General features: G+C 45.4%; 20 protein-coding genes and 1 rRNA gene. 12 read left to right on the top strand and 9 right to left on the bottom strand.

The window, feature by feature from the left end:
* Positions 1-25 precede the first annotated feature (25 nt).
* From tpx to rarD, 5 genes are all read right to left on the bottom strand, one after another.
* Positions 26-523, bottom strand: coding sequence for a thiol peroxidase (tpx, locus tag QUF19_RS16690; RefSeq protein ID WP_286295118.1), 498 nt, complete (start codon positions 521-523; stop codon positions 26-28).
* Between the two features lie 719 nt (positions 524-1,242).
* The gene (ggt, locus tag QUF19_RS16685; RefSeq protein ID WP_286295117.1) at positions 1,243-3,000 is read right to left on the bottom strand and encodes a gamma-glutamyltransferase; all 1,758 of its coding nucleotides are present in this window, start codon (positions 2,998-3,000) and stop codon (positions 1,243-1,245) included.
* 91 nt (positions 3,001-3,091) lie between these two features.
* Complete coding sequence (locus QUF19_RS16680; protein ID WP_017107389.1) at positions 3,092-3,754, bottom strand: LysE family translocator; 663 nt, start codon at positions 3,752-3,754, stop codon at positions 3,092-3,094.
* 92 nt (positions 3,755-3,846) lie between these two features.
* A complete protein-coding gene (locus tag QUF19_RS16675; protein WP_286295115.1) occupies positions 3,847-4,641 on the bottom strand; it encodes a helix-turn-helix transcriptional regulator in 795 nt (264 codons plus the stop codon).
* Between the two features lie 86 nt (positions 4,642-4,727).
* On the bottom strand, positions 4,728-5,636 hold the full coding sequence (rarD, locus tag QUF19_RS16670) for an EamA family transporter RarD (RefSeq protein WP_065205770.1): 909 nt from the start codon (positions 5,634-5,636) through the stop codon (positions 4,728-4,730).
* Positions 5,637-5,816: 180 nt separating this feature from the next.
* Here rarD and recQ point away from each other — a divergent pair, with 180 nt between their 5' ends.
* The 3 genes from recQ to QUF19_RS16655 all read left to right on the top strand — a co-directional run bounded on the left by recQ (position 5,817) and on the right by QUF19_RS16655 (position 9,008).
* The gene (recQ, locus tag QUF19_RS16665; protein WP_009848191.1) at positions 5,817-7,655 is read left to right on the top strand and encodes an ATP-dependent DNA helicase RecQ; all 1,839 of its coding nucleotides are present in this window, start codon (positions 5,817-5,819) and stop codon (positions 7,653-7,655) included.
* An 80-nt stretch (positions 7,656-7,735) separates the two neighbouring features.
* A complete protein-coding gene (locus QUF19_RS16660) occupies positions 7,736-8,047 on the top strand; it encodes a DUF3630 family protein (protein ID WP_286295110.1) in 312 nt (103 codons plus the stop codon).
* 289 nt (positions 8,048-8,336) lie between these two features.
* Positions 8,337-9,008: a 7-cyano-7-deazaguanine/7-aminomethyl-7-deazaguanine transporter gene (locus QUF19_RS16655; protein WP_102435288.1), complete on the top strand. Its 672-nt coding sequence runs from the start codon at positions 8,337-8,339 to the stop codon at positions 9,006-9,008.
* A 146-nt stretch (positions 9,009-9,154) separates the two neighbouring features.
* Here QUF19_RS16655 and QUF19_RS16650 read toward each other — a convergent pair whose 3' ends face one another.
* Complete coding sequence (locus QUF19_RS16650) at positions 9,155-9,760, bottom strand: mechanosensitive ion channel domain-containing protein (RefSeq protein WP_286295109.1); 606 nt, start codon at positions 9,758-9,760, stop codon at positions 9,155-9,157.
* A gap of 206 nt (positions 9,761-9,966) precedes the next feature.
* Here QUF19_RS16650 and QUF19_RS16645 point away from each other — a divergent pair, with 206 nt between their 5' ends.
* The gene (locus tag QUF19_RS16645; RefSeq protein ID WP_286295108.1) at positions 9,967-10,137 is read left to right on the top strand and encodes a hypothetical protein; all 171 of its coding nucleotides are present in this window, start codon (positions 9,967-9,969) and stop codon (positions 10,135-10,137) included.
* 102 nt (positions 10,138-10,239) lie between these two features.
* Positions 10,240-11,046: a TerC family protein gene (locus tag QUF19_RS16640; protein ID WP_286295106.1), complete on the top strand. Its 807-nt coding sequence runs from the start codon at positions 10,240-10,242 to the stop codon at positions 11,044-11,046.
* Positions 11,047-11,064: 18 nt separating this feature from the next.
* Here the strand turns inward: QUF19_RS16640 and QUF19_RS16635 are convergent, their stop codons facing one another.
* The 3 genes from QUF19_RS16635 to rhlB all read right to left on the bottom strand — a co-directional run bounded on the left by QUF19_RS16635 (position 11,065) and on the right by rhlB (position 15,584).
* On the bottom strand, positions 11,065-12,525 hold the full coding sequence (locus QUF19_RS16635) for a winged helix-turn-helix domain-containing protein (protein WP_286295104.1): 1,461 nt from the start codon (positions 12,523-12,525) through the stop codon (positions 11,065-11,067).
* Between the two features lie 248 nt (positions 12,526-12,773).
* Positions 12,774-14,267, bottom strand: coding sequence for a guanosine-5'-triphosphate,3'-diphosphate diphosphatase (gene gppA, locus QUF19_RS16630; RefSeq protein WP_286295103.1), 1,494 nt, complete (start codon positions 14,265-14,267; stop codon positions 12,774-12,776).
* A gap of 6 nt (positions 14,268-14,273) precedes the next feature.
* Positions 14,274-15,584, bottom strand: a complete 1,311-nt coding sequence (gene rhlB, locus QUF19_RS16625; protein WP_004736636.1) for an ATP-dependent RNA helicase RhlB — start codon at positions 15,582-15,584, stop codon at positions 14,274-14,276.
* 111 nt (positions 15,585-15,695) lie between these two features.
* On the opposite strand from rhlB, the gene trxA reads away from it, so the two are divergent.
* From trxA to QUF19_RS16590, 7 genes are all read left to right on the top strand, one after another.
* Entirely contained in the window at positions 15,696-16,022 is a 327-nt protein-coding gene (trxA, locus tag QUF19_RS16620; RefSeq protein WP_286295100.1) for a thioredoxin TrxA, read from the top strand.
* A 200-nt stretch (positions 16,023-16,222) separates the two neighbouring features.
* Positions 16,223-17,482, top strand: coding sequence for a transcription termination factor Rho (rho, locus tag QUF19_RS16615; RefSeq protein ID WP_010440702.1), 1,260 nt, complete (start codon positions 16,223-16,225; stop codon positions 17,480-17,482).
* 110 nt (positions 17,483-17,592) lie between these two features.
* Positions 17,593-18,588, top strand: a complete 996-nt coding sequence (locus QUF19_RS16610; RefSeq protein ID WP_286295098.1) for a hypothetical protein — start codon at positions 17,593-17,595, stop codon at positions 18,586-18,588.
* A 98-nt stretch (positions 18,589-18,686) separates the two neighbouring features.
* A complete protein-coding gene (gene ubiD / locus QUF19_RS16605; protein ID WP_286295097.1) occupies positions 18,687-20,528 on the top strand; it encodes a 4-hydroxy-3-polyprenylbenzoate decarboxylase in 1,842 nt (613 codons plus the stop codon).
* Complete coding sequence (locus QUF19_RS16600) at positions 20,525-20,794, top strand: 2Fe-2S iron-sulfur cluster-binding protein (protein ID WP_102434044.1); 270 nt, start codon at positions 20,525-20,527, stop codon at positions 20,792-20,794. Before ubiD ends, QUF19_RS16600 begins: the two co-directional genes overlap by 4 nt.
* A 20-nt stretch (positions 20,795-20,814) precedes the next feature.
* Positions 20,815-21,528 (top strand): NAD(P)H-flavin reductase, encoded by a 714-nt coding sequence (gene fre, locus QUF19_RS16595; RefSeq protein ID WP_286295095.1) that lies wholly within the window; start codon positions 20,815-20,817, stop codon positions 21,526-21,528.
* A 567-nt stretch (positions 21,529-22,095) separates the two neighbouring features.
* Positions 22,096-23,650, top strand: a 16S ribosomal RNA gene (locus QUF19_RS16590).
* The last annotated feature ends 245 nt before the right edge of the window (positions 23,651-23,895 follow it).

The raw sequence follows: 23,895 nt of genomic DNA, 5'->3' as shown, positions 1-23,895 counted from the left end.
AGACATTGCTGTCTCAAAGTGAGACTTACAGTGATGCAAGTGCCGCTTCGTAGTTTGGCTCTTCAGTGATCTCTGCAACTAACTCGCTGTGTGTTACCACACCTTTTTCATCAACAACGACAACTGCACGTGTTGTTAGACTTGCTAGTGGGCCTTCAGCAATCGCCACACCGTAGTCTGATGCGAAAGCAGGAGAACGGAAAGTTGAAGCGTGTTGAACGCCCTCAATGCCTTCTAGTTCGCAGAAGCGACCCGCAGCAAACGGTAGATCAGCAGAAATACAAACAACAACCGTGTTCTCAAGCTCTGCCGCTTTTGCGTTGAACGTGCGTACGCTTGTCGCACAAGTTGCTGTGTCGATGCTTGGGAAGATGTTTAGAACTACTTTCTTGCCTTCAAGAGAAGCAAGAGTCAGTTCAGAAAGATCGCCTGCAGTCAGTGCAAAGCTTGGTGCTTGTTCGCCAGTTTGTGGGAATGTGCCTGTTAGCGGTACAGCAGCGCCTTTGAAGGTAACGTGTGACATGAATTTGTCCTTAGTTTTATTATGGTTATGAAGCTAGTTGAGCCTAGTTCGACTTACGTTACTCGGAAGTGGTTAAGAAGTGAATGGTTTAAATGTCAGAATTGTAATCAAAGGTCTTTGATTTATTTGTTTTAGGGGAAGAAAAGGTGGGACGACAGATAAAGAAAAACCCCGAGAGCTTGCGCTCATCGGGGTCTATAGTCTTACTCGCAGCAATCCGGCTACTAAGTGTGCTCCATGCATCAAATCCATGATAGTGTGCTGTTATCCCTCAGCGTATTCCTTTCGTCGCCTTCCTAGCGGTGTCCTTTACATCATCCTGATGTTCAGTCCTTTCCTCGTCCAGAGGTGTCCATTGTCTTTCCTTAGTAGCAACCATCCTAGTTACTATTGCGTCCATTCAATGTCCATTTCGCTATCCATGCCGATTATTCATCCTGAGTAATCGAATCTTCATCCTGAAGATAACCAAATCCTTGGCGTTTCCTGTTCCGTGTCAGCATCCTTCCGACACCATTCATATTACCGATTCCTTATTTATCAGCAATGGTGCATAAGCGAATTTCTATATAATTATTTGAATGATAAATGTACGTATCTTTTTATTTCAATTAGTTACGATGTGTAGGTGACTAATTTCGTCATCAAATATCGATATTTACTCACTGCCTTGTGAGAGATCTCGCACAAGGCCGCGAGTAAAAAGGGAGGATTATTCCCTATTGGCCAATCGCAGCACCTTCACGGCGAGGGTCTGCTGCACCTTCTAGACCATCTTTTGTGATGCGAATCGCGTGTAAACCTGAGTTAAGATCGCGAACGTTAACCTCAAATCCCATCTTTTCTAGCTCAGGTTTGAAGTTTTCCGCCGATGTTCCTTTTTCCAAATCTAAGGTACCGAAACGGTTTAGGAAGTGCGGTTGGTTGATGGCTTGCTGAATATCCATGTCCCATTGGGTGTGCGCAATGATTGCTTGTGCTACATAACCGATGATACGGCTGCCACCGGGAGAGCCAATCGCCATGTAAGGTTTATCGTCTTGCATGATGATGGTGGGTGCCATTGAAGAACGTGGGCGCTTGCCCGGTTCAAGTCGGTTGGCGATAGGTTTACCATCGTTGTGGGTCTTGAATGAGAAGTCCGTTAGTTCGTTGTTGAGTAGGAAACCTCTAACCATCAAGCGTGAGCCAAAGGCATTCTCAATGGTGGTGGTCATCGACACGACATTGCCATCGCTATCAACAATATTGAAGTGGCTGGTGGACGGCAATTCAATAGAAACATCTTGACTGCGCAGCATGGCGTGATCCCACGGTGGGGTACCTGATGATGCACTGTCTAATGCCTTACCTGCGGTAATTAACTGAGCACGTTCCTGCAAATAGTCAGTATTCACTAACCCTTGGGTTGGCATTGGCACGTAATCTTGGTCTGCCATGTACATACCACGGTCAGCAAAGGCTAAACGAGAAGCGTCTGCTAACACTTGCCAAGATTTTGCGTCGTTTGGCCCCCATGATTTAAGATCAAACTGCTCGGTCATCGCTAAGATTTGCCCAACGGTTAATGCACCTGAACTTGGTGGTCCCATTCCACATACATCGTAACTCTCATAAGCAGAACAAACTGGCTCACGTTGCTTAATTGAATACGCGTCGAAATCTTTCTGTGCCAATACGCCAGGATTACCTTTGGCAGTCTGCACAGTATTAATGATGTCGGCAGAAATTTCGCTTTGATAGAAAGCTTTAGCGCCATCCTTTGAGATAGCGTTTAACGTGGCCGCGTATTCTGGGTTCTTAAGTTGAGTACCTGCGGTTTTCGGGCTGCCATCGGCATTAAAGAAGTAGGCTTTGGTCGTGGCAAAGCGGCTTAGACGTTCTTGGTCGTTTTCGATCAAGGTCGCTAAGCGTGGGCTGATGGTAAAACCGCTTTCAGCGAGTTGAGCAATGGGCTTGATCAGTGATGCCCACTCTAACTTGCCGTATTTCTGATGAGTATCCCATAGCAATTGCACCGTACCTGGTGTCGCAACGGAGCGACCGCCAACAACGGCATCATAAAACTTAAGCGGTTGGCCGTTTTCGTCTTGGAACAGACGTGGTGTGGCATCTAGTGGCGCCGTTTCACGACCATCGTAGGTTTTGAGTTGCTTGTCCTTGCCATCAAAATAAACAAGGAACGCGCCACCACCAATACCTGATGACTGAGGCTCAACTAAGCCAAGCATAAGCTGCACGGCAACCATGGCATCAATAGCGTTACCACCACGAGCAAGCACATCAGCACCAGCTTGTGTTGCTAATGGGTTGGCTGCGGTGACCATCCAATCATTGGCTTTAACGAGTTGTTTGGTTTCTAAACCACTACTTTGTTCGGGTGCGACGGAATCGGCAGCTTGATTTGCCCAACTGACGTGAGAGGCAAAAAGTAGGGTAGAAGTGGCGAGGGTTGTTAGTTTTGTTTTCCACTGCATGATCTTCTCCTTTTAATATGCAGAGCTAGATTGGCAGTGGAAAGATAAGATAGCCAGTGCGTTGTTAACGAATTGTAATATTGATTCGAATTTAAGCGATTAAACCAGACAGCGACTGCCAAAGAATACTTAAGCCGATAATGGTGAATACCGCGCCACACAAAGCATCGATGTAAACGGTCGCTTCATGCAGTTTTTTCTGCAGTGCTTTGGTTGAAAGCATCCACGCCAACAGTGAGAACCAAAAGAGTGATAGGCCAAATAGAATGATTAGGGCAAAGCCTTTGCCTGACAGTGACATATCAGCAGGGACTAAGCTCGACATTAAACTAACAAAGAATACCAAAGCCTTAGGGTTGAGAATATTAGTCATAAACCCTTTAGAAAATGCATCACGTTTGTTGGTGAGAATCAGATCCTTTGAGTTAACGACCTCTGAGTCATCGTCATGATGTTGGATGATCTGCCACGTGGCTTTTAATGCACCAAAACCGAGGTACAACAAGTAGCTGCCGCCTGCCAACTGCATGATCGCAAATAGAGTCGGTTGCTGGTGGACGAGGTAACTGATGCCCGTCAGGCTGAGCAGTGAGTGCAGCAAGATCCCGCAAGATAAACCAAGCGCAATGTACAAGCCGGTCTGGCGTCCGTGACGTGTTGCATTTTGTACGACGAGCGCAAAGTCAGGGCCTGGGCTCATCAAGGCGATAAAGTGGATAGAGGCAAGGGTGACTAAGATGGTGACTTCATTCATATCTGTTCCAGTAACTCGATTGTTCTGTTTGATTGTGTTGTTGAGCGCAGCTTACCGCGATTTCAAACCAGCCAATTGTAAATTATCAACATCTAGTTAATTTTCGAGGGAGAAACGCCAAATGCGGTCTTAAATGCCTTCGAGAAATGGGCTTGATCGTAAAACCCAACTTGATGAGCCACCTCTGTCCCGCCAATGCCTGACTTAATCAGTCGCATACCTTGCTCCATTCGTAAACGACTCAACCAAGCATAAGGCGTGATGCCCATCTTGTTCTTAAAGTGGCGTTGAAACTGAGTGGTGGTGAGATCGCACAGTTCAGAGAGCTGTTCGAGTCGTACCGGTTGGTCGAGGTTTGCCATCAAATAGTCTTTGAGCGTATACATCGATTGGGTACCAAGCTGCACCTCTGTTTTCGATCCAAATTGCGCGTAACGATCAACAATCGTCGAAAAACCTTCGAATGGCAGGCAATCTTGAGCAAGTTGACTGATGTTTGGGTTGATAAGCAGTCCGTGTAGGTTACGCAATTGTAAAAAAGTCGCTTGATCGGAGAGGATCAACTCGGAAAAGCTCAAAGCGCGACCATTTTTACCGTGATCGGCAAGATCGCCCAGCCATTGTGGGGAGACAGCAAAGACACTGACTTGATAGCCAGATTCTAGCTTTGAGTGGCCGTCATGCAGTTCATCAGGTGGCATCATCACTACTTGTCCTGCGCCAGCGTGGTAGCTTGTCCCTTTATAGACAAACTTTTGCTGACCCTGAGTGATTAGGCCGATGTGGAAGTCCAAATGATAGTGGCGCTGAAAGGCAAACTCTTGGTATTGAGCTTGGATCAGGCTGATATCTTGGCTAGGTGTCGAGTAGTAGTGGACTTTATCCATGGCATAAAAAAGCTTGGTCAAATTATCATCAATTCAACCAAGCTTATATTCGTATCTAGAAATTGTCTTGTAAAAAACGATCAGTGCTACTGTTTCGCTCGTTTGTTCTTTTTGTTGTTACGCAGGCCGTCAAAGCTAAATACCACCAAGGCACCCCAGATAAAGGCGAAGGTAATCGCTTTGTCGCTGGTAAACGCTTCGCCGTAAATAAGAACCGCGAGCAAGAACATCAAGCTTGGACCTATGTACTGGAAGAAGCCGAGTGTAGATAGCTTCAAGCGAGTTGCTGCGCCAGTAAAACAAAGCAATGGAACCGTGGTGATCACACCGGCTGCAACCAGTAATAGATTGAGCTGCATTGGGTTCATCGAGAAGTCTGACGTTGCGCTGTCTGCGATAAACAACAAGTACGTTGCGGCGATAGGCAGCATCACCAGCGTTTCAATGAATAAGCCAGTTTGAGCTTCCAAGCTAACCTTTTTACGTAACAAGCCATAGAAACCAAAGCTGAAGGCTAGGGCAATAGCAACGATCGGCACAGAGCCAAACGCGATCAATTGAATGATCACGCCAATTGCAGCAAGACTAACGGCAAACCATTGAAGCTTGCGTAAGCGTTCGCCAAGGAAGAACATCCCGAGTAAGACGTTGATCAACGGGTTGATGTAATAGCCTAAGCTGGCATCGAGCATGTGATTGGAGTTCACCGCCCAAATGAAAATAAGCCAGTTGGCGCCCACTAAAATCGAAGTGGCGACTAAATAAAGCATTTTTGGCTTGGAGGTGAGGGTGTCTCGAACCTTACGCCAGCCACGACTCATGTGCAGTAGAAAAGCGAGTAGGAAAAAAGACCATACTACACGGTGGCTAAGAATCTCAAATGGGGATACTTCACTTAAAGATTTGAAATATATGGGAGCGATTCCCCACATGGTGTAAGCGGCAACGGCAAGCAAAATTCCCTGTCGCGTACGTTGTTGTTCGTCTTGTGTCATGTAACTTTCTCTAGCACTGAGTGCTTATTAATAAGATTTATAAAGAGAGTTGGTCAGTATAGGAGCGTTAACCCTTTTCACCTAACAATTTGCGGTTTAATTCGCCAGCGTTCCCCTCTACAATGTGCGCCTTGCTTGCCAATGCTGCACGCTGACTTTATACCTTGATTAGGAACCACAATGACCGCCACTCTGATTGCTGAGCAAACACCAACTCCCGCGAATGATGCGCAAGATATCTTACAAGATGTCTTTGGTTATCAAAGCTTTCGTGATGGTCAGCAAGAGGTCATAGACCTAGCCGTTGAAGGCAAAGACAGCTTGGTGATTATGCCAACCGGTGGTGGTAAATCTCTGTGTTACCAGATCCCGGCTTTAGTGCGTGATGGGCTGACTTTGGTTATCTCACCGCTCATTTCTTTAATGAAAGACCAAGTTGACCAGTTGAAAGCCAATGGTGTGGCGGCTGAGTGCATCAACTCATCGATGCCACGCGATCAATTGTTGAGCGTGTTCAACCGCATGAACTCAGGCCAATTGAAGATGGTTTATGCTTCGCCAGAGCGTGTGTTGATGCGTGACTTCATCGAGCGCTTGCAAGGCTTGCCGCTTTCGATGATTGCGGTGGATGAGGCGCACTGTATCTCTCAGTGGGGACACGATTTCCGTCCTGAATATGCTTTGCTAGGCCAGCTTAAACAATATTTCCCACATGTGCCTTATATGGCGCTAACCGCTACTGCCGATGATGCGACGCGCAAAGATATAATCTCGCGTTTGCAGCTGGTGGAACCGCACACTTACTTAGGCAGCTTCGATCGCCCTAATATTCGCTACAACCTAGTTGAGAAGCATAAGCCCGTGTCTCAGGTGGTTCGCTACCTAGAAACACAGAAAGGCAATTGTGGCATCATCTATTGTGGTAGCCGTAAGAAAGTGGAAATGGTGACCGAGAAGCTGTGCAATAACGGTATTCGCGCAGCGGGTTACCATGCCGGCATGGACACCGACGAACGTGCTTACGTTCAAGAAGCTTTCCAACGTGATGATATTCAGATCGTTGTGGCGACCGTGGCATTTGGTATGGGCATCAATAAACCCAATGTACGCTTTGTGGTGCACTTTGATATTCCACGTAATATCGAATCTTACTATCAAGAGACAGGCCGTGCGGGTCGTGATGGCTTACCAGCGGAAGCAATGATGTTGTTTGACCCTGCTGATATGGGTTGGCTGCGTCGTATGCTGGATGAGAAAGAAGAAGGCCCGCAAAAACAAGTTGAGATGCACAAACTGAACGCGATGAGTGCCTTTGCTGAAGCGCAAACCTGTCGTCGTCAGGTTCTGTTGAACTACTTTGGTGAATATCGCGAGAAGCAATGTGGTAACTGCGATATCTGCTTAGATCCACCGAAACACTTTGATGCGACCCAAGAGGCGCAGAAGGCGTTGTCTTGCGTGTACCGCGTTAATCAGTCATTTGGTATGGGCTACGTGGTCGAAGTAATGCGTGGCATGCAGAACATCCGTGTGCGCGATAATGGTCACGATAAGTTGTCTACTTACGGTATCGGCCGCGACCACAGCCATGATTACTGGATCAGTATCTTCCGTCAGTTGATTCACAAGGGTTTGTTGTTCCAGAACATCACCCGTAATTCGACATTACAGTTAACCGAAGAAGCCCGCCCGTTACTGCGTGGTGAGATGTCTTTGGAGCTGGCTGTACCTCGTTTAGATACCGCAGTTCGTAATGCTAAGTCCGATAAGCTAAGCAGCAAGAACTACGATAAGAAGCTGTTTGCCAAACTGCGTAAGCTGCGTAAATCGATCGCTGATGAAGATGGTTTGCCACCTTATGTGGTCTTCAGTGATGCGACTCTGATTGATATGGCCGAAATCCTACCCACATCTTATGGCGAGATGCTGGCAGTAAACGGTGTTGGTCAGCGTAAACTCGATAAGTACGCTGATCCATTTTTAGATTTGATTCAAGAACACATCACCACACACGGCTAATTGGCTGATTGCTAGTTTTCAGAAGTGTTTAGCTTATAAAAACAATTAGCTCATAGAAAAAGAATAAGGTTGATAGGGACATGACAACACCAACAGAATTTGGCTTAAGAGAGTATTTGGCTGAAGAAGGACGTTTATTGATTACGTCTCCAAGTTTTGATTTTGATTCTTACGAAGTGTTAGGTGAAAAGCTGGTGGTATTGCTGTCCGCTTCTGTGGTTGAAAAACAATGGGACGCTGACATGCACTCTTGGTTGATTGATTTTGAAGACTGTCGAATGTTCTTAAAGTCTGAACATTACAGTGAGTCAATCTGGTTTGAGTCGTTGAACGCTGAAGAAAGCCGAGAAGAGTTTGATTATCTCGCGACCCTTTTTAAGCGCGGTTTTTAACTTCAAGCGTGGTTTTTGATTTTAAGCATCGCTTCTAAAACGTAGCTTTTAAACCGGCTTTTAAAACTTGATTTCTAACGCCATTCACCAATAAAAGTGAGGATAAACGATTGCGTCTGTTCTCACCGTTGCAGCTAATATTGATTAATGTATAATCGCCCGCCGCTCAATAGAGCAAATTATAGAAACATTTTTAATTCACATTATTGGTAAGAGCTTTCTTGGATTATTCGAAGAAATGACTCGATTTGGGTTCCCTCACCCCCAAACCAAACTAAAAAGGTACAGCATGAGTAACTTTACCCCTGCGCAACAGCGCAAAGCCCTAGCACTATTAGTTTTGTTCCATTTGATCATTATTGCATCAAGCAATTATTTGGTTCAGCTCCCTTTTACCGTCTTCGGTATGCACACCACTTGGGGTGCTTTCACATTCCCATTTATCTTCTTAGCGACCGATCTGACCGTACGCATCTTTGGCGCGCAGCTTGCTCGTAAAATCATTTTCTTAGTGATGTTGCCTGCACTGGCCGTTTCTTATTTATTGTCTGTGGTGTTCTTTGAAGGTTCATTCCAAGGCTTTAGCCAACTCGGTGAGTTCAACTTGTTTGTTGCACGTATCGCTGCAGCAAGTTTTATGGCTTATCTGCTTGGTCAGATCTTAGATGTGCATGTTTTCAACCGTCTGCGTCAGCTTAAACAGTGGTGGGTAGCCCCAACGTGTTCAACGCTATTCGGTAATGCTATCGATACCATTGCGTTCTTTGCGATTGCTTTCTACCAAAGCCCAGATCCATTCATGGCTGAGCACTGGACTGAAATTGCGTTAGTTGATTACGGATTCAAGCTTATCATCAGCTTAGGTCTGTTTGTGCCAATGTACGGTGTACTTCTAAATTACGTGGTGAAGAAGCTAACCGCTGTGAACCCGGACTTCAAAGCAACGGGCGTTAACGCCTAATCTGCTAAGACCTAGTCCTTATAAAAAGGGCTTCTAGTAAGGCAGTACTAATGAAACACGCGGTTACTCTTCTCTGCTTGAGAGTAACCGCGGTAAAATCCTTATCCTTATCCTTATCCTTATCCTTATCCTTATCCCTGATCACCTCACGCTTTAACTTCAACAATACTCTCGATATCAACACCTTCATCTTTCACCGTTCTCTTGGGCGTTGATGCCGCATATTTCAAATTCTTGCTAGAGACTTTAGTGACGCTTTTTTGCAGCAATAGCGAGTTCGGGTAAGTAATGAGGTTTCCTTCAGGATGTCGGATAAGTGTGTGAAACATCTTTATGTCCAATATCGTTCCTTCAATGCCGTCGCCATCCGACACAATGATCGAGTCTCCAATGCGATAAGGAAACACAAAGAAGATCAGAAAGCTGGCGGTGATGTTGCTTAAAATTGACCACTGAGCAATAAAACCTACGCCTATGACGGTAAACACCGAAGAGATAAAAATCGAAAAGTTGCCGTAACCGATGCCACTGACAATCAAATACGTCGCAAATAAGAACCCAAAGTAAATAATGCTAAAACAGCGATTGATAAACGCGGTACGCGTTGCGTCGACAGTCTTCTTTTGAGCTAAGGTGATGATGGCCTTTTCAGTCGAGTGTTTGAGTAACCAGTAGATGAAAATGAACAGCAGGGCGAGCAACAAATCATACTGCTTCAACGTCGTAAAAATAATATCGATATAACTTGGCATAAGGACCTCTGAATAATTGAAGCGCCATTATTCAGGGCTTAGCCTTTCAATACATCATTAAACCATTACCTTTTTATTCTCCTTACTCTTTCTGCAATTCCTAATGGTGAAAATAGAGCCTGATTGGTCGTGTTGTCCATGTAACTGGCTAATTTTAATAACCTTATATTTTTGTTATATCATTTTTATCTATAGGTGACGCTTTGGTGATGAAGTGGCTTGGCCAATTTGTAGAATGGCTGGCCATTAACTATTTAGTTCGATTACTGATGATACTGATTACTTTAAAACTGGCTGTGTTCTGCTTTATGAAGCTAAGAAAGCAAGGCTATTTAGATGGCATTTTAGGTGCTCGCAACAATGTGGAGCCTTCATAGAAATGCTGACTCTATTTATTGCTCAACTCATACTTTTTTGGTTGATGGTTGAGCCCTTGGCTTCGATGGCTTGGTTGAACATCACCAGAAGAAGAGGTTGTCATGTACGTTGATTATCTTGCTTCATTCAGCACTCTATTGCTCCTCGAAGTTATTCTCGGTGTCGACAATATTATCTTCATTTCCATTTTGGTCGAGAAGCTACCTGTCAGGCTCAGAAGTCGTATTCGTAACCTTGGCATCGGCTTAGCTGTGCTCTCTCGTATTGGGCTGGTGTTCTCTGTTACCTGGCTTATGTCGTTAACTGAGCCTTTGGTCTCGGTTTTTGATAAAGGGCTGTCGGGCAAAGATTTAATCTTAATTTTTGGTGGTGGCTTCTTACTGATTAAGAGCTTTAAAGAGCTCTTGAGTTGGTTGGTGGCTCAAGAGAAAAAACAAAAAGGCGCAATCGAAACCAGTGTCACGATGATCGTGTTGCAGATTATCGCAATTGATGCGGTGTTTTCGTTCGACTCTGTAATTACTGCCGTTGCATTGGTGCATGACGTAGAGATTATTATTGCGGCGATCGTGATATCGGCCATCATCATGTTAGTGGTTGCCGAGAAAATTCAAATAACAATTACGACTTACCCTGGCTTAAAGCTATTGGCGTTGCTGTTTCTGATTTTGTTGGGTGGGTTGCTACTGGTTGAAGGGTATGGGTTACATGTGGACAAAAGCTATTTGTACGTTGCATTGGCCTTTGGTTTAACTTTAGAGGTTTGCCACATCTTGTTGGATCGACAGCTAAACAAAGAACAACGCCTATTGAGCACTGAACCTAGTGAGCGATTGGTTGAGGCACAGTTTCTATCTGATACAGAGCTTGATTTCCTCCAAAACCGTGTGTTATCAACCAAGAAATGATCGATAACGGTGAGTGTTTTATTCGAGCTCTTTTAGAAGGGGCTCGAGGTTACTGTCGAAGAAGAGAGGCGAGGCCAGTTGTATTGCTTTAAGCGAAGAGTTGCCTTGAGTCGCTTTGATGTAGAGCTCTTTCGCAGCACTGGCATTACCACGAGACTCTTCAGCCTTCGCGAGCAACAAATAGGTCAGTATTGATTGGTTTTGTGGTGGCATCGACAATAATATCTTCATCGCTTTTTCTGGGTCGTCTTCAGAAAGGGCGATGATGGCGTTGGCATCATAGGCGCGCGCCAACTTACCTTCAGCCAATAAGCGCTCTAGCCTAGGCTTCGCATCTTGGTTCAGTTGGGCGATGGCCTGCTTTTTACTGCCTGATGAAGCGTAAAAGGTATTCATTATCTTACCGATGTAGTTCGCCACGAACACAAAGTCATTACTAGGGTCTAGTTCCTGTGCTTTTTCGAAGTAATCCATCACCATTGGCAGTTCTGCTCGGTTATACAAAACACCTAAGCCGCTGAGTGTGTACTTGAGAGCTTCGGGTTCTGTCGGCAGTTGGCTAATACTTTCTGTAATCTCTTCCTTGGGTACTTTGATGTACAGCGAATCTAAGACGTCATCTACCATGCGATAAAGCGTGTGATGAAGCTCTGGCAGTTCTGTTGGGTAACGACGGTTGAGGTGCGATCTATCCGATATGTTGTTGTGATAACGCATCGTGAGTCGAGTATGTTTACCGTCTCGACTCGGGCTTGTGCCGAAGGTCAGCTTGATCGCAGCAATCTTCTGTAAGGGTTCACTGTGTACAATGCGAATACCACTGTACGCGCTTACATATTCAATGAACTTAGTGACGGTGCCGTAAAGTACCGGATCGTTTCTAACATCATCGCTGATCTCCAAAACGACATAACGAAACTCATAATGTCGGAGTTGTGTTGTTGGGGGGCTGTCTATACTGCCAGCCTTGTTCGAGGCGGAGTAGAGAATATAGCCAGATTCTAAAACAACAATGGTGCCAAGCAATAAACCAATCATCAGGTTTCGTTTGTTCGGTTTGGTTTCTTTTGTTGGTATTTCAGGAGTAGGCACAGCGGCTGATGGTGAGGATTGTGCGCTATTGTCGATACTGATTGGCTCGGCGGCTTGTTCGGTTTCGATTTTGCTTTGGATAACATCGGCTTCGAACTTATAGCCACGTTTCGGTACGGTAATTATGTAGCTATTGTGTTGTTCCGAGTTCTGCTTGAGAACTTTGCGGAGTTCAAACACGGCTTGATCGGTGAGAATCATACCGCTCCAGACGTTATCGATGAGTTCGTCTCGGGTATGGGTTTGCCCAGGATTAAGGCAAAGGAACTCCAGTAGCTTGGTTAATCGCTTATCGATCGTGACCGTTTTGTTGGCAAACAGAATCTGACCTTCATTGGGTATGAATAGCCACTCATCAACACTAAAGCACGAGTTCTTCTCCAGCATATCCTTCTCCTGCATACCAACAACACTCCCTGTGTTTATCGCCACCTATTAACTCTATTACATAATGTAATGAATTTGTTGTAATTATCTAGTGGATTTTGAGATGTACGTGACAGGTTTAGTATTTGAAACGGTAAATGAAGTCGCACTGGTTTGTTATTGACGAAAAAAAGCTCTCAAGGTTGAGAGCTTTTTAGATTTGAATGCTTGTGGGCTACTTACTTATGGGCCAATTATGCAGCGAAGCGTTATTGCTCAGCGATAACGAGTGGCCAACCAATATCAGTTTGTCTATTGGATTCGATTTCTAGCTCTGCGGCTGTGAGAGGGTTGTCTTGCAGCCATTGCTTGGAGATCGTAAGTGTCAGGTTGTCGCCTTCTGTCGTCAGTTGAACTTTAGGTTCAAGTTCAGGAGTACGACGATGGGTAAGCAAAATAGCTAAACGCAGAATACGTAAAATACGTTTGCTGCTCGTACCAGAAACGGCGTGTTGCTCTGGTAGTGAGGTTAATTGCTCACGGTAGCGACGAGCTAACTCACCCAAATAGTGCTTTTGAGCTCGGGTAAAGCCTGGCAAGTCTAAGTTCTGTAGCAAGTAAGCGCTGTGCTCACCGCCTTTTTTGAAATCAATGGTTAAACCGATTTCATGAAGCTTCGCGGCAGTTTGCAACAATACGCTAGCTTGAGGCTCTGAAACCCAAGTTTCGGCTCCTGCTTGTTCAAACAACGTTTGTGCTAGTACAGCCACTTGTTCACCGTAGTTCACGTCCATTTGGTAGCGAGATTGAACGCTTGTCACGGTACGTGCACGGATATCTTCTTGGCGTAGTTCGTCAACCATCTCGTAGGCTAGGCCTTCACGTAGTGCGCCGCCAGCGAGTGTCATTGAATCAATTTCAAGCAGCTCAAAAATCGCGATAAGAATAGAAAGACCACTTGGGAACACTAATGCACGTTCAAGGGTTAAGCCTTCTATTTCTAGCTCTTCTAAGCGCTCTGTAATCATCGCTTGTTTTTGTAGACGCTTAAGTTTGGCATGAGTAATCACTTCATCCATGCCTTGCGCCAACATGATTTCTTGCAGTGCTTGAACAGTACCACTTGCACCCACACACACATCCCATCCGATATCAGTGTAGCTATCAAGAATAGGAGCCAACGTAGACTTAGCCGCTTCAATGGCGTTGTCAAAGTTGGTTGCGGTTAATTGGCGATCTTTAAAGTGGCGTTCAAGCCAAGTAACGCAACCCATCTTTAGGCTGGTTAAGGCTTTGGCAGAGAAACCTTCACCGATGATCATCTCGGTACTTGCGCCACCAATATCAACCACTAGTCGGCGGCCGCTGCCACCAGAAGTGTGTGCTACGCCTTTATAGATAGTCGCAGCTTCTTCTTCACCAGAGATAACATTGATGTCGTAACCGAGTATCTGGTTCGCTTTCTCTAGAAAGATATCCACATTAGTCGCTGTACGCAGGGTAGCGGTACCGACAATGCGGATATTTTCTTTTGGAATATCTTGCAATCGCTCTGCAAAGAGACTCAAACAGTCCCAGCCGCGCTGCATAGCTTCTGTACTAAGCGCATTATTTTCATTTAAGCCTGCAGCTAAACGCACTTTGCGCTTAATCTTAGCCATGGTTTGAACGCTGCCATCGATATGACGCACAACGAGCATATGAAAACTGTTCGACCCGAGGTCGATTGCAGCGTAAAGCGGGGGTGACACTGTTTGACTCATAAGCGACTAAGCTTCCTTGTTATGACGCGGTTGGCGTGGGCGACGGTTCTGGTTTGGTTTACGGTTACCGTTGCGTGGACCATTGTTGTTTGAGCGACGTTGTTGCGGGTTACGTGTACGTAAGCGCATTGGTGCTGGCAGATCTTCCAGTAGTGCAGAAGCATCGTAGTCAGACATTGGAATAGCGTGCTCAATGTATTCTTCGATTGGTGGCAAGTTGATTGCGTAATCTTCACAAGCAAAGCTGATCGAGTGACCGCTTTCACCAGCTCGACCTGTACGGCCGATACGGTGAACGTAATCTTCACAATCGTCTGGTAGGTCAAAGTTGAATACGTGTGTTACTTGAGGGATGTGTAGGCCACGTGCTGCAACATCAGTTGCGACAAGCAGGTCAACATCACCTTTAGTGAATTGCTCAAGAATCTTTTCACGTTTCTTCTGAGGAACATCACCCGTTAGCAAACCAACACGGTGACCATCGGCAGCCAAGTGGCCCCAAACTGATTCACATTTGTGCTTAGTGTTAGCGAAGATGATTGCGCGATCTGGCCACTCTTCTTCGATTAACGTTTGTAGAAGAGCCATTTTGTGTTCGTTAGAAGGGTAGAAAAGCTCTTCTTGAATACGGTGACCAGTCTTACGCTCAGGTTCAACAACAACATGCTCTGGGTTGTGCATGTGTTCGAATGCAAGTTCTTGTACGCGGTAAGACAGCGTCGCAGAGAACAGCATGTTCAAGCGATCTTTAGGTTCTGGCATACGACGGAACAAGAAGCGGATGTCTTTGATGAAACCAAGATCGAACATGCGATCAGCTTCGTCAAGAACAACAGCTTGAATGTGGTTAAGGTTAAATACCTTTTGTTTGTAGAAATCGATGATGCGACCAGTAGTACCAATTAAGATATCTGCGCCTTCTTCGATCTTACCTAGCTGCTTGTCGTAGCTCTCGCCACCGTAAGCTAATGCTGCTTTGATACCCGTGCTTTCAACCAGAGAGTCAGCATCGTTGTAGATCTGAATCGCGAGTTCACGCGTTGGTGCCATAATAATCGCACGTGGCTGATTAGGCTTGCGGCCTTCATGCTCAGGTGTTTTTAGCAGGTGGTTGAATGTAGCAGTAAGAAACGCTAGCGTTTTACCAGTACCCGTTTGGGCCTGGCCTGCGATGTCTTGGCCGGTGAGCAGTACCGGGAGCGCCAAGGCTTGGATAGGGGTACAGTAATCGAACCCTTTTTTCTCCAATCCTTCAATGACTTGCGGGAGTAAATCCAAGTCGGCGAACTTTTGCTCTGTGATATGCGTCTTTTTCATTGGTATAGAATATCAGCTTAAGCTTGCAATACGAAAGTAAATACATTCCAATAGGGCATCTATTTACTGGTTATCATCCAACCAGTTCTAAAAAATACATTGGAGTGGAAGATGAGTGATAAGATTTTGCAGCTAACTGATGACGGTTTTGATAACGATGTGATCAACGCTGCAGGCCCGGTTCTTGTTGATTTTTGGGCAGAATGGTGTGGTCCATGTAAAATGATTGCTCCGATTCTTGATGAAATCGCAGACGAGTACCAAGGCAAACTCACTATCGGTAAATTAAATATCGACCAGAATGCTGGAACTCCACCAAAGTTTGGTATTCGTGGTATTCCAACGCTACTTCTTTTCAAAGATGGCGGCGTAGCAGCAACTAAAGTTGGTGCATTGTCTAAAACTCAACTTAAAGAGTTCCTAGACGCTAACCTTTAATTAGGTGAGCCTTTGAAAAGAAACCGCGCAGTTAACAAATGCGCGGTTTTGTTTTTTCTAAGCTATGGACTAGTCTTAGTTTTAGTGCTAATTTATCGCACGTTAATTGAACGAATTTCTCTTCTTGGTCGATCCTGTGACCAACTCCTTCTTAACTTAAGAAAACAGATCCTATTTTGACTAAACAAACTTCCACCACTATGAATCTTACTGAACTGAAGAACAGACCTGTGTCTGAACTTGTTAAACTTAGCGAAAGCCTAGGTCTTGAAAATCAAGCTCGTCTAAGAAAACAAGACATTATCTTCTCCATCCTTAAAGCGCATGCAAAAAGTGGTGAAGACATCTTTGGTGATGGTGTTCTAGAAATTCTTCAAGACGGTTTTGGTTTCCTGCGTAGCGGCGACAGCTCGTACCTTGCTGGACCAGATGATATTTACGTATCACCAAGCCAGATTCGTCGTTTTAACCTTCGCACAGGTGACTCGATTGGCGGTAAAATCCGTCCACCTAAAGATGGCGAACGTTACTTTGCACTGCTTAAAGTAAACACGGTTAACTACGACAAGCCAGACAACGCTCGTAACAAAATTCTTTTTGAAAACCTGACTCCTCTTCACGCCAACGAACGTATGGTGATGGAAGCGGGTAACGGCGCGACTGAAGATATCACAGCTCGAATTCTTGACCTTGCTTCACCAATTGGTAAAGGTCAGCGTGGTCTGATTGTTGCTCCGCCTAAAGCCGGTAAAACAATGCTTCTGCAAAATATTGCACAAAGCATTGCACGCAACCATCCTGAGTGTGAACTAATGGTTCTACTTATCGATGAGCGTCCAGAAGAAGTAACAGAAATGCAGCGCCTAGTTAAAGGCGAAGTAATCGCATCGACTTTTGATGAGCCAGCATCTCGCCACGTACAAGTAGCAGAAATGGTAATCGAGAAGGCGAAGCGCCTTGTTGAACACAAAAAAGACGTGGTTATCCTACTGGACTCAATCACTCGTCTAGCTCGTGCTTACAACACTGTGATTCCTTCATCAGGTAAAGTTCTTACTGGTGGTGTTGATGCGAATGCTCTACATCGTCCAAAGCGTTTCTTCGGTGCGGCACGTAACGTAGAAGAAGGCGGTAGCTTAACTATCATCGCAACAGCACTGGTTGATACTGGTTCTAAGATGGATGAAGTTATCTACGAAGAATTCAAAGGTACAGGTAACATGGAACTGCACCTTAACCGTAAGATTGCTGAAAAGCGTGTATTCCCTGCGATTGACTTCAACCGCTCTGGTACTCGTCGTGAAGAGCTTCTTACGAAGAACGATGAACTACAGAAGATGTGGATCCTGCGTAAGATTGTTCACCCAATGGGCGAAATCGATGCAATGGAATTCCTTATCGATAAGCTAGCAATGACTAAAACGAACGATGAGTTCTTTGACGCGATGCGTCGTCAGTAGTCTTGATTAGCTGATAGTTATTAAAAAGCGCTGCCTTCGGGTGGCGCTTTTTATTTGCATTTTGTGGCGACAGCTTGCAGAATGACCAAAAGTGTTACAAGGAAGTTAAAATGCAACATGGACTGTTGTCATCATTACTCCTGTCTACTTCACTGTTACTTTCCCCGGTCGGTATGAGCTATGCCACCGAGATGTCTCCAACTACAGTAGAGTCTTGGCTTGAGAATGATCAAGTAAAACTGAAAACTGCTGAATTACTCGAATTTGTCGTACGTGACGAAGTCAATTCGCTGCGCTTCGCACTCGAGCGTCTGACATTTCCTCAGCAAGAGGTGGCTCGTTACCAACTCTTGAAAAAGCTCGAACAGCAAAAAGTCGTACTCACGCCTAAGATGTCTATCTTCATTGAGCAGCAACTTGCTATTACGCCAACTTACCAAGTATTGGAACGTGGCGATGGCTATGAGTTTACGGTACCTGCCTTTAATTACCCTTCGATTGCTAACCGATTAATCAAACAATGGCGCCAAGACCAAAAGACACTGGTTTTTGTGTTAGATGCTGAGAAGCAACAACTCGATCTAAAAGAGTGGTTATCTGGTCCTGAGCATCAAGCCCAGACTCGAGAAGCGCTGTTAATCAGAGAGCTTGATAGTTTGTCCCCTGAAGCCGTTGATTATCTGACTAAGCAACTGACCAATTCTTCTATTGTAAGCTGGTTACCCTCAACAGAGGTGGTGGTTCGACTGGCACAGGTCAGTGAAGACCCTGAAGTCTACAAGATTTTATGGCGCATGAAGGCTGACTACCATAGCCAAGCAGAGTTGGTACGTCTTGCCGATACTAAGCAAGCGTTCGCGCTTGAACAGGTTATGGCTGCGACCAAGAACCCGCGTTTGAAAGATGAAGCCATCATGTTGTTGACCAAGGTGAACCCGCTCTCAGAAGAGGTGAAACAGTTTCTTGTCTCTAGGATGGCGATAGCCGATGAAGCCTCATTAGTTGCTCGTGAACTGGCAAAACAAGGTCACACTCGCTGGTTGCAAGATCTTGTGAATGATAACCCTCAGGTTAAGAGTTCTTTGATCGAGCAAGCATTACCTTAAAGTGGATTTTAGCTCTCAATAACCTTACTAAAAAGGGGGATCTCAGTGTCGCCCTTTTTGATATACTGAGCGCAGAATAATCAGCATGTAGAAGCCCTATGAGTTTTAAAGATTTACGTGATTTTGTCGACCATCTTGAAAGCATTGGTCAGTTGAAACGCATTTCTCACCCTGTCGACCCAGACTATGAAATGACCGAGATTAGCGACCGTACTCTACGTGCTGGTGGCCCGGCTCTTTTATTTGAAAACCCCGTAGGCTATGACATGCCTGTTTTGACCAATCTATTCGGTACTCCTGATCGCGTAGCCATTGGTATGGGGCGTCAAGAGGTCAAAGAGTTACGCGAAGTAGGTAAGTTGCTTGCTTACTTAAAAGAACCTGAGCCACCGAAAGGTTTTAAAGACGCTATCGATAAGCTGCCTGTGTTTAAGCAAGTCTTAAACATGCCAGCTAAGCGCCTTCGTAAGGCGGCCTGTCAGCAAATTGTATGGCAAGGCGATGACGTCGATCTTGATAAAATCCCGGTGATGAGTTGCTGGGCTGATGATGTCGCACCATTGTTAACATGGGGTTTGACCGTTACGCGTGGTCCGAACAAGAAACGCCAAAACTTAGGTATCTATCGCCAACAAAAGATTGGTAAGAATAAAATCATCATGCGTTGGTTAGCCCACCGTGGTGGCGCGCTCGATCTACGTGATTGGATGGAAACCAACCCTGGCAAGCCATTCCCTGTATCGGTAGCGTTTGGTGCAGATCCTGCCACGATTCTTGGTGCCGTTACACCCGTTCCAGATACTTTATCGGAATACGCGTTTGCCGGCTTATTGCGTGGCAGTAAAACTGAGGTCGTTAAATCAATCAGCAACGACTTAGAAGTTCCTGCAAGTGCAGAAATCGTGATGGAAGGTTATATCGACCCGAATGAATTCGCGGATGAAGGGCCTTACGGAGATCATACTGGTTACTACAACGAGAAAGAAAAGCACCATGTGTTTACTATTACTCATGTAACCATGCGAGAGAACCCTATCTATCACAGTACTTATACTGGCCGTCCACCTGATGAGCCTGCGGTATTGGGTGTTGCGCTAAATGAAGTGTTTGTTCCTATTCTTCAAAAGCAATTCCCGGAGATAGAAGACTTCTACTTGCCACCTGAAGGTTGTTCGTACCGAATGGCGGTAGTGACCATGAAGAAGCAATACCCAGGTCACGCTAAGCGCGTGATGATGGGTGTATGGTCTTTCCTACGCCAATTCATGTACACAAAATTTGTCTTGGTATGCGATGAGGATGTTAACGCACGTGATTGGTCTGAAGTGACCGCTGCCATGTGTGAACATATGGATCCGTCTCGTGATAGCTTGATGATAGAGAACACACCTATCGATTCACTAGATTTTGCATCGCCAGTGGTAGGTTTAGGCTCAAAAATGGGTTTAGACATTACTAAGAAGTGGGATGCGGAGCTAGCACTATCACCTGATGCTAAATCTTTACCTATAGATAGTCAGCATATTGAAGGTTGCCTAGCTGAGCTAACCGAAACCTTCCCTGAAATTATTGATATTCACTTACAGAATGACAATGCTTGCATGGTCGTTGTGTCTATCGATAAACAAGCAGCAGGCAATGGTAAGAAAATCATTGAAGCGGTTTGGTCTAAGTTCGATGAGAACAAGTTTGTCATCGTGTGTGATAGTGACGTTAATGTCAGTGACTGGAATGACATCATCTGGGCGGTGACTACAAGAATGGATCCGGCCAGAGATACGTTCTTCCTGAAAAACCAAACTGGACACTCAAAAATGGGCCTAGATGCGACGAACAAGTTTGAAGGTGAGTGCCTGCGTGAGTGGGGTGTTCCAATCACTAAGAACCCAGACGTCGTTAAAAAAATTGATAGCATCTGGGAACAACTAGGAATCTCATGAGCTTCCAAGTAGTCTTATACCCAGAAAATATCAGTTTTACCGTAGAAAAAGGGCAAACGGTTTTGGATGCTGCGCTCAACAGCAATGTCAATTTTCCAAACCGCTGCCAAGTTGGTGCATGCGCTATGTGTATGTGCAAAAAATTAGAAGGCCAAGTGAGTTACCACCTTGAACCCATGCTCACAGAGAAAGAGCAGCTACAAGGTTGGATTTTTGCTTGCCAAGCATTTGCAGAAAGTAATTTAGTTCTAACCTTTGCCGATTAAGGGTTAGTGAGAGGAAGAACATGACTATTAAATGTAAAGTGAAGTCTATCGAGCCATTAGCTTGTAACACTTACCAAATCCTACTTCACCCAGAAACACCAGTAGCTTTTAAAGCGGGCCAATACTTGATGGTTGAAATGGGTGAAAAAGATAAGCGTCCATTTTCGATTGCAAGCAGCCCTTGTCGCCATGAAGGCGAGCTTGAGTTACACATTGGTGCAGCGGAGCACAATGCTTACGCTTCAGAAGTTGTTGAGGCAATGAAGAAAGCGCAAGCAGAAGATGGCGACATAGCTATTGATGCTCCGCACGGTGATGCGTGGGTTAAAGAAGAAAGCGATCGTCCTCTATTACTCATTGCTGGTGGTACTGGCTTTAGCTACGTGCGTTCTATTCTCGATCACTGCATCGCGCAGAACAGTAAAAAAGAGATTCATCTATACTGGGGCGCAAAAGATGAGTGCCAGCTATACGCGAAAGAAGAGCTTGTCGACATTGCAGAAAAACACAGCAATGTACATTTTGTACCAGTAGTAGAAGAAGCGCCTGAAGTTTGGCACGGTCAAACGGGTAATGTACTTGAAGCAATCACGCAAAGTTTCGAATCATTAGCTGATTTCGATATCTACATTGCGGGTCGTTTCGAAATGGCAGGTGCTGCAAGAGACTTGTTTACTCAGAATAAAGAAGCAAAGCGTGACCATATGTACGCAGATGCTTACGCATTTATCTAAGAATACTTTTAGATTTAGAGTAAAAAGAGAGCAGAAATGCTCTCTTTTTTCCGTTTAGGTGAACTATTAGGCACTTAACCTCTATTTATTCATTTTTCATGAAAAAGTAGTTGCTAAGCTGAGTGGGTTCCCTATAATGCGACACCACTGAGACGGCAGACGCCACAAGGCTTCAGCAAGAATCAGTCAGACGGAAAGCGACAAAAATTAATTTTCAAAAAGTGTTTGACACTGAATGTTAATTCGCTAGAATGGCCGTCCACTTCGAGAGGCTCCTTACTTAAAAGGAATGCTCAACAAGTGAAGCTCTTTAACAATTTAAACCTATCAATCTGTGTGGGCACTCGTTGATGAATATCAAAACGTTTTATCGTTAGATAAAACAGATTCTTCGGAATCAAAATTGATTTCAATGAACTGAGTGACCAATACGTTTAACTACTTGTAGTTATTCGGCACAGTCAATTCATTACCATTCTGTTGGAATGGTAATAGCTTTAGAATTACATGTTCATGTTTACATGAATATTAGTTTTGAAGTCAGTATTCGTTGAGTCACAAAATCTTAAATTGAAGAGTTTGATCATGGCTCAGATTGAACGCTGGCGGCAGGCCTAACACATGCAAGTCGAGCGGAAACGACACTAACAATCCTTCGGGTGCGTTAATGGGCGTCGAGCGGCGGACGGGTGAGTAATGCCTAGGAAATTGCCTTGATGTGGGGGATAACCATTGGAAACGATGGCTAATACCGCATAATGCCTACGGGCCAAAGAGGGGGACCTTCGGGCCTCTCGCGTCAAGATATGCCTAGGTGGGATTAGCTAGTTGGTGAGGTAATGGCTCACCAAGGCGACGATCCCTAGCTGGTCTGAGAGGATGATCAGCCACACTGGAACTGAGACACGGTCCAGACTCCTACGGGAGGCAGCAGTGGGGAATATTGCACAATGGGCGAAAGCCTGATGCAGCCATGCCGCGTGTATGAAGAAGGCCTTCGGGTTGTAAAGTACTTTCAGTTGTGAGGAAGGGTGTGTAGTTAATAGCTGCACATCTTGACGTTAGCAACAGAAGAAGCACCGGCTAACTCCGTGCCAGCAGCCGCGGTAATACGGAGGGTGCGAGCGTTAATCGGAATTACTGGGCGTAAAGCGCATGCAGGTGGTTCATTAAGTCAGATGTGAAAGCCCGGGGCTCAACCTCGGAACTGCATTTGAAACTGGTGAACTAGAGTGCTGTAGAGGGGGGTAGAATTTCAGGTGTAGCGGTGAAATGCGTAGAGATCTGAAGGAATACCAGTGGCGAAGGCGGCCCCCTGGACAGACACTGACACTCAGATGCGAAAGCGTGGGGAGCAAACAGGATTAGATACCCTGGTAGTCCACGCCGTAAACGATGTCTACTTGGAGGTTGTGGCCTTGAGCCGTGGCTTTCGGAGCTAACGCGTTAAGTAGACCGCCTGGGGAGTACGGTCGCAAGATTAAAACTCAAATGAATTGACGGGGGCCCGCACAAGCGGTGGAGCATGTGGTTTAATTCGATGCAACGCGAAGAACCTTACCTACTCTTGACATCCAGAGAAGCCAGCGGAGACGCAGGTGTGCCTTCGGGAGCTCTGAGACAGGTGCTGCATGGCTGTCGTCAGCTCGTGTTGTGAAATGTTGGGTTAAGTCCCGCAACGAGCGCAACCCTTATCCTTGTTTGCCAGCGAGTAATGTCGGGAACTCCAGGGAGACTGCCGGTGATAAACCGGAGGAAGGTGGGGACGACGTCAAGTCATCATGGCCCTTACGAGTAGGGCTACACACGTGCTACAATGGCGCATACAGAGGGCAGCAAGCTAGCGATAGTGAGCGAATCCCAAAAAGTGCGTCGTAGTCCGGATTGGAGTCTGCAACTCGACTCCATGAAGTCGGAATCGCTAGTAATCGTGAATCAGAATGTCACGGTGAATACGTTCCCGGGCCTTGTACACACCGCCCGTCACACCATGGGAGTGGGCTGCAAAAGAAGTGGGTAGTTTAACCTTTCGAGGAGGACGCTCACCACTTTGTGGTTCATGACTGGGGTGAAGTCGTAACAAGGTAGCCCTAGGGGAACCTGGGGCTGGATCACCTCCTTATACGAAGATACTTACGATGAGTGTCCACACAGATTGATGGTTTAGATTTAGTTAAAGCCAGAGCTTTAATTAATAACGTAAGTTATTGATTAAAGCTTTTTGCTTTATGCTCTTTAACAATTTGGAAAGCTGACTGATTTGATTACTTACGAGTAATTCAAATCAAATTTAAAAGTTCTCAATGTTTATCTGCTCTTAGTTAATAAGAACGGTATAAACACAACAAACACATTCAAGTGTCTTGT

The sequence above is a fragment of the Vibrio sp. FE10 genome, assembly GCF_030297155.1.
In the GTDB taxonomy this organism is placed as follows: Bacteria; Pseudomonadota; Gammaproteobacteria; order Enterobacterales; family Vibrionaceae; genus Vibrio; species Vibrio apostichopi.
Note: the sequence above shows the minus strand (reverse complement) of the source record. Positions and strands in the feature narration are given on the sequence as shown.

Coding starts and splice junctions, on each gene's coding strand:
- recQ (WP_009848191.1), top strand. CDS start 5,817: ATGACCGCCACTCTGATTGCTGAGCAAACACCAACTCCCGCGAATGAT.
- rho (WP_010440702.1), top strand. CDS start 16,223: ATGAATCTTACTGAACTGAAGAACAGACCTGTGTCTGAACTTGTTAAA.
- QUF19_RS16600 (WP_102434044.1), top strand. CDS start 20,525: ATGAGCTTCCAAGTAGTCTTATACCCAGAAAATATCAGTTTTACCGTA.
- tpx (WP_286295118.1), bottom strand. CDS start 523: ATGTCACACGTTACCTTCAAAGGCGCTGCTGTACCGCTAACAGGCACA.
- rarD (WP_065205770.1), bottom strand. CDS start 5,636: ATGACACAAGACGAACAACAACGTACGCGACAGGGAATTTTGCTTGCC.
- ubiD (WP_286295097.1), top strand. CDS start 18,687: ATGAGTTTTAAAGATTTACGTGATTTTGTCGACCATCTTGAAAGCATT.
- QUF19_RS16635 (WP_286295104.1), bottom strand. CDS start 12,525: ATGCTGGAGAAGAACTCGTGCTTTAGTGTTGATGAGTGGCTATTCATA.
- fre (WP_286295095.1), top strand. CDS start 20,815: ATGACTATTAAATGTAAAGTGAAGTCTATCGAGCCATTAGCTTGTAAC.
- QUF19_RS16610 (WP_286295098.1), top strand. CDS start 17,593: ATGCAACATGGACTGTTGTCATCATTACTCCTGTCTACTTCACTGTTA.
- QUF19_RS16650 (WP_286295109.1), bottom strand. CDS start 9,760: ATGCCAAGTTATATCGATATTATTTTTACGACGTTGAAGCAGTATGAT.
- QUF19_RS16655 (WP_102435288.1), top strand. CDS start 8,337: ATGAGTAACTTTACCCCTGCGCAACAGCGCAAAGCCCTAGCACTATTA.
- ggt (WP_286295117.1), bottom strand. CDS start 3,000: ATGCAGTGGAAAACAAAACTAACAACCCTCGCCACTTCTACCCTACTT.
- rhlB (WP_004736636.1), bottom strand. CDS start 15,584: ATGAAAAAGACGCATATCACAGAGCAAAAGTTCGCCGACTTGGATTTA.
- gppA (WP_286295103.1), bottom strand. CDS start 14,267: ATGAGTCAAACAGTGTCACCCCCGCTTTACGCTGCAATCGACCTCGGG.
- QUF19_RS16675 (WP_286295115.1), bottom strand. CDS start 4,641: ATGGATAAAGTCCACTACTACTCGACACCTAGCCAAGATATCAGCCTG.
- trxA (WP_286295100.1), top strand. CDS start 15,696: ATGAGTGATAAGATTTTGCAGCTAACTGATGACGGTTTTGATAACGAT.
- QUF19_RS16640 (WP_286295106.1), top strand. CDS start 10,240: ATGTACGTTGATTATCTTGCTTCATTCAGCACTCTATTGCTCCTCGAA.
- QUF19_RS16680 (WP_017107389.1), bottom strand. CDS start 3,754: ATGAATGAAGTCACCATCTTAGTCACCCTTGCCTCTATCCACTTTATC.
- QUF19_RS16660 (WP_286295110.1), top strand. CDS start 7,736: ATGACAACACCAACAGAATTTGGCTTAAGAGAGTATTTGGCTGAAGAA.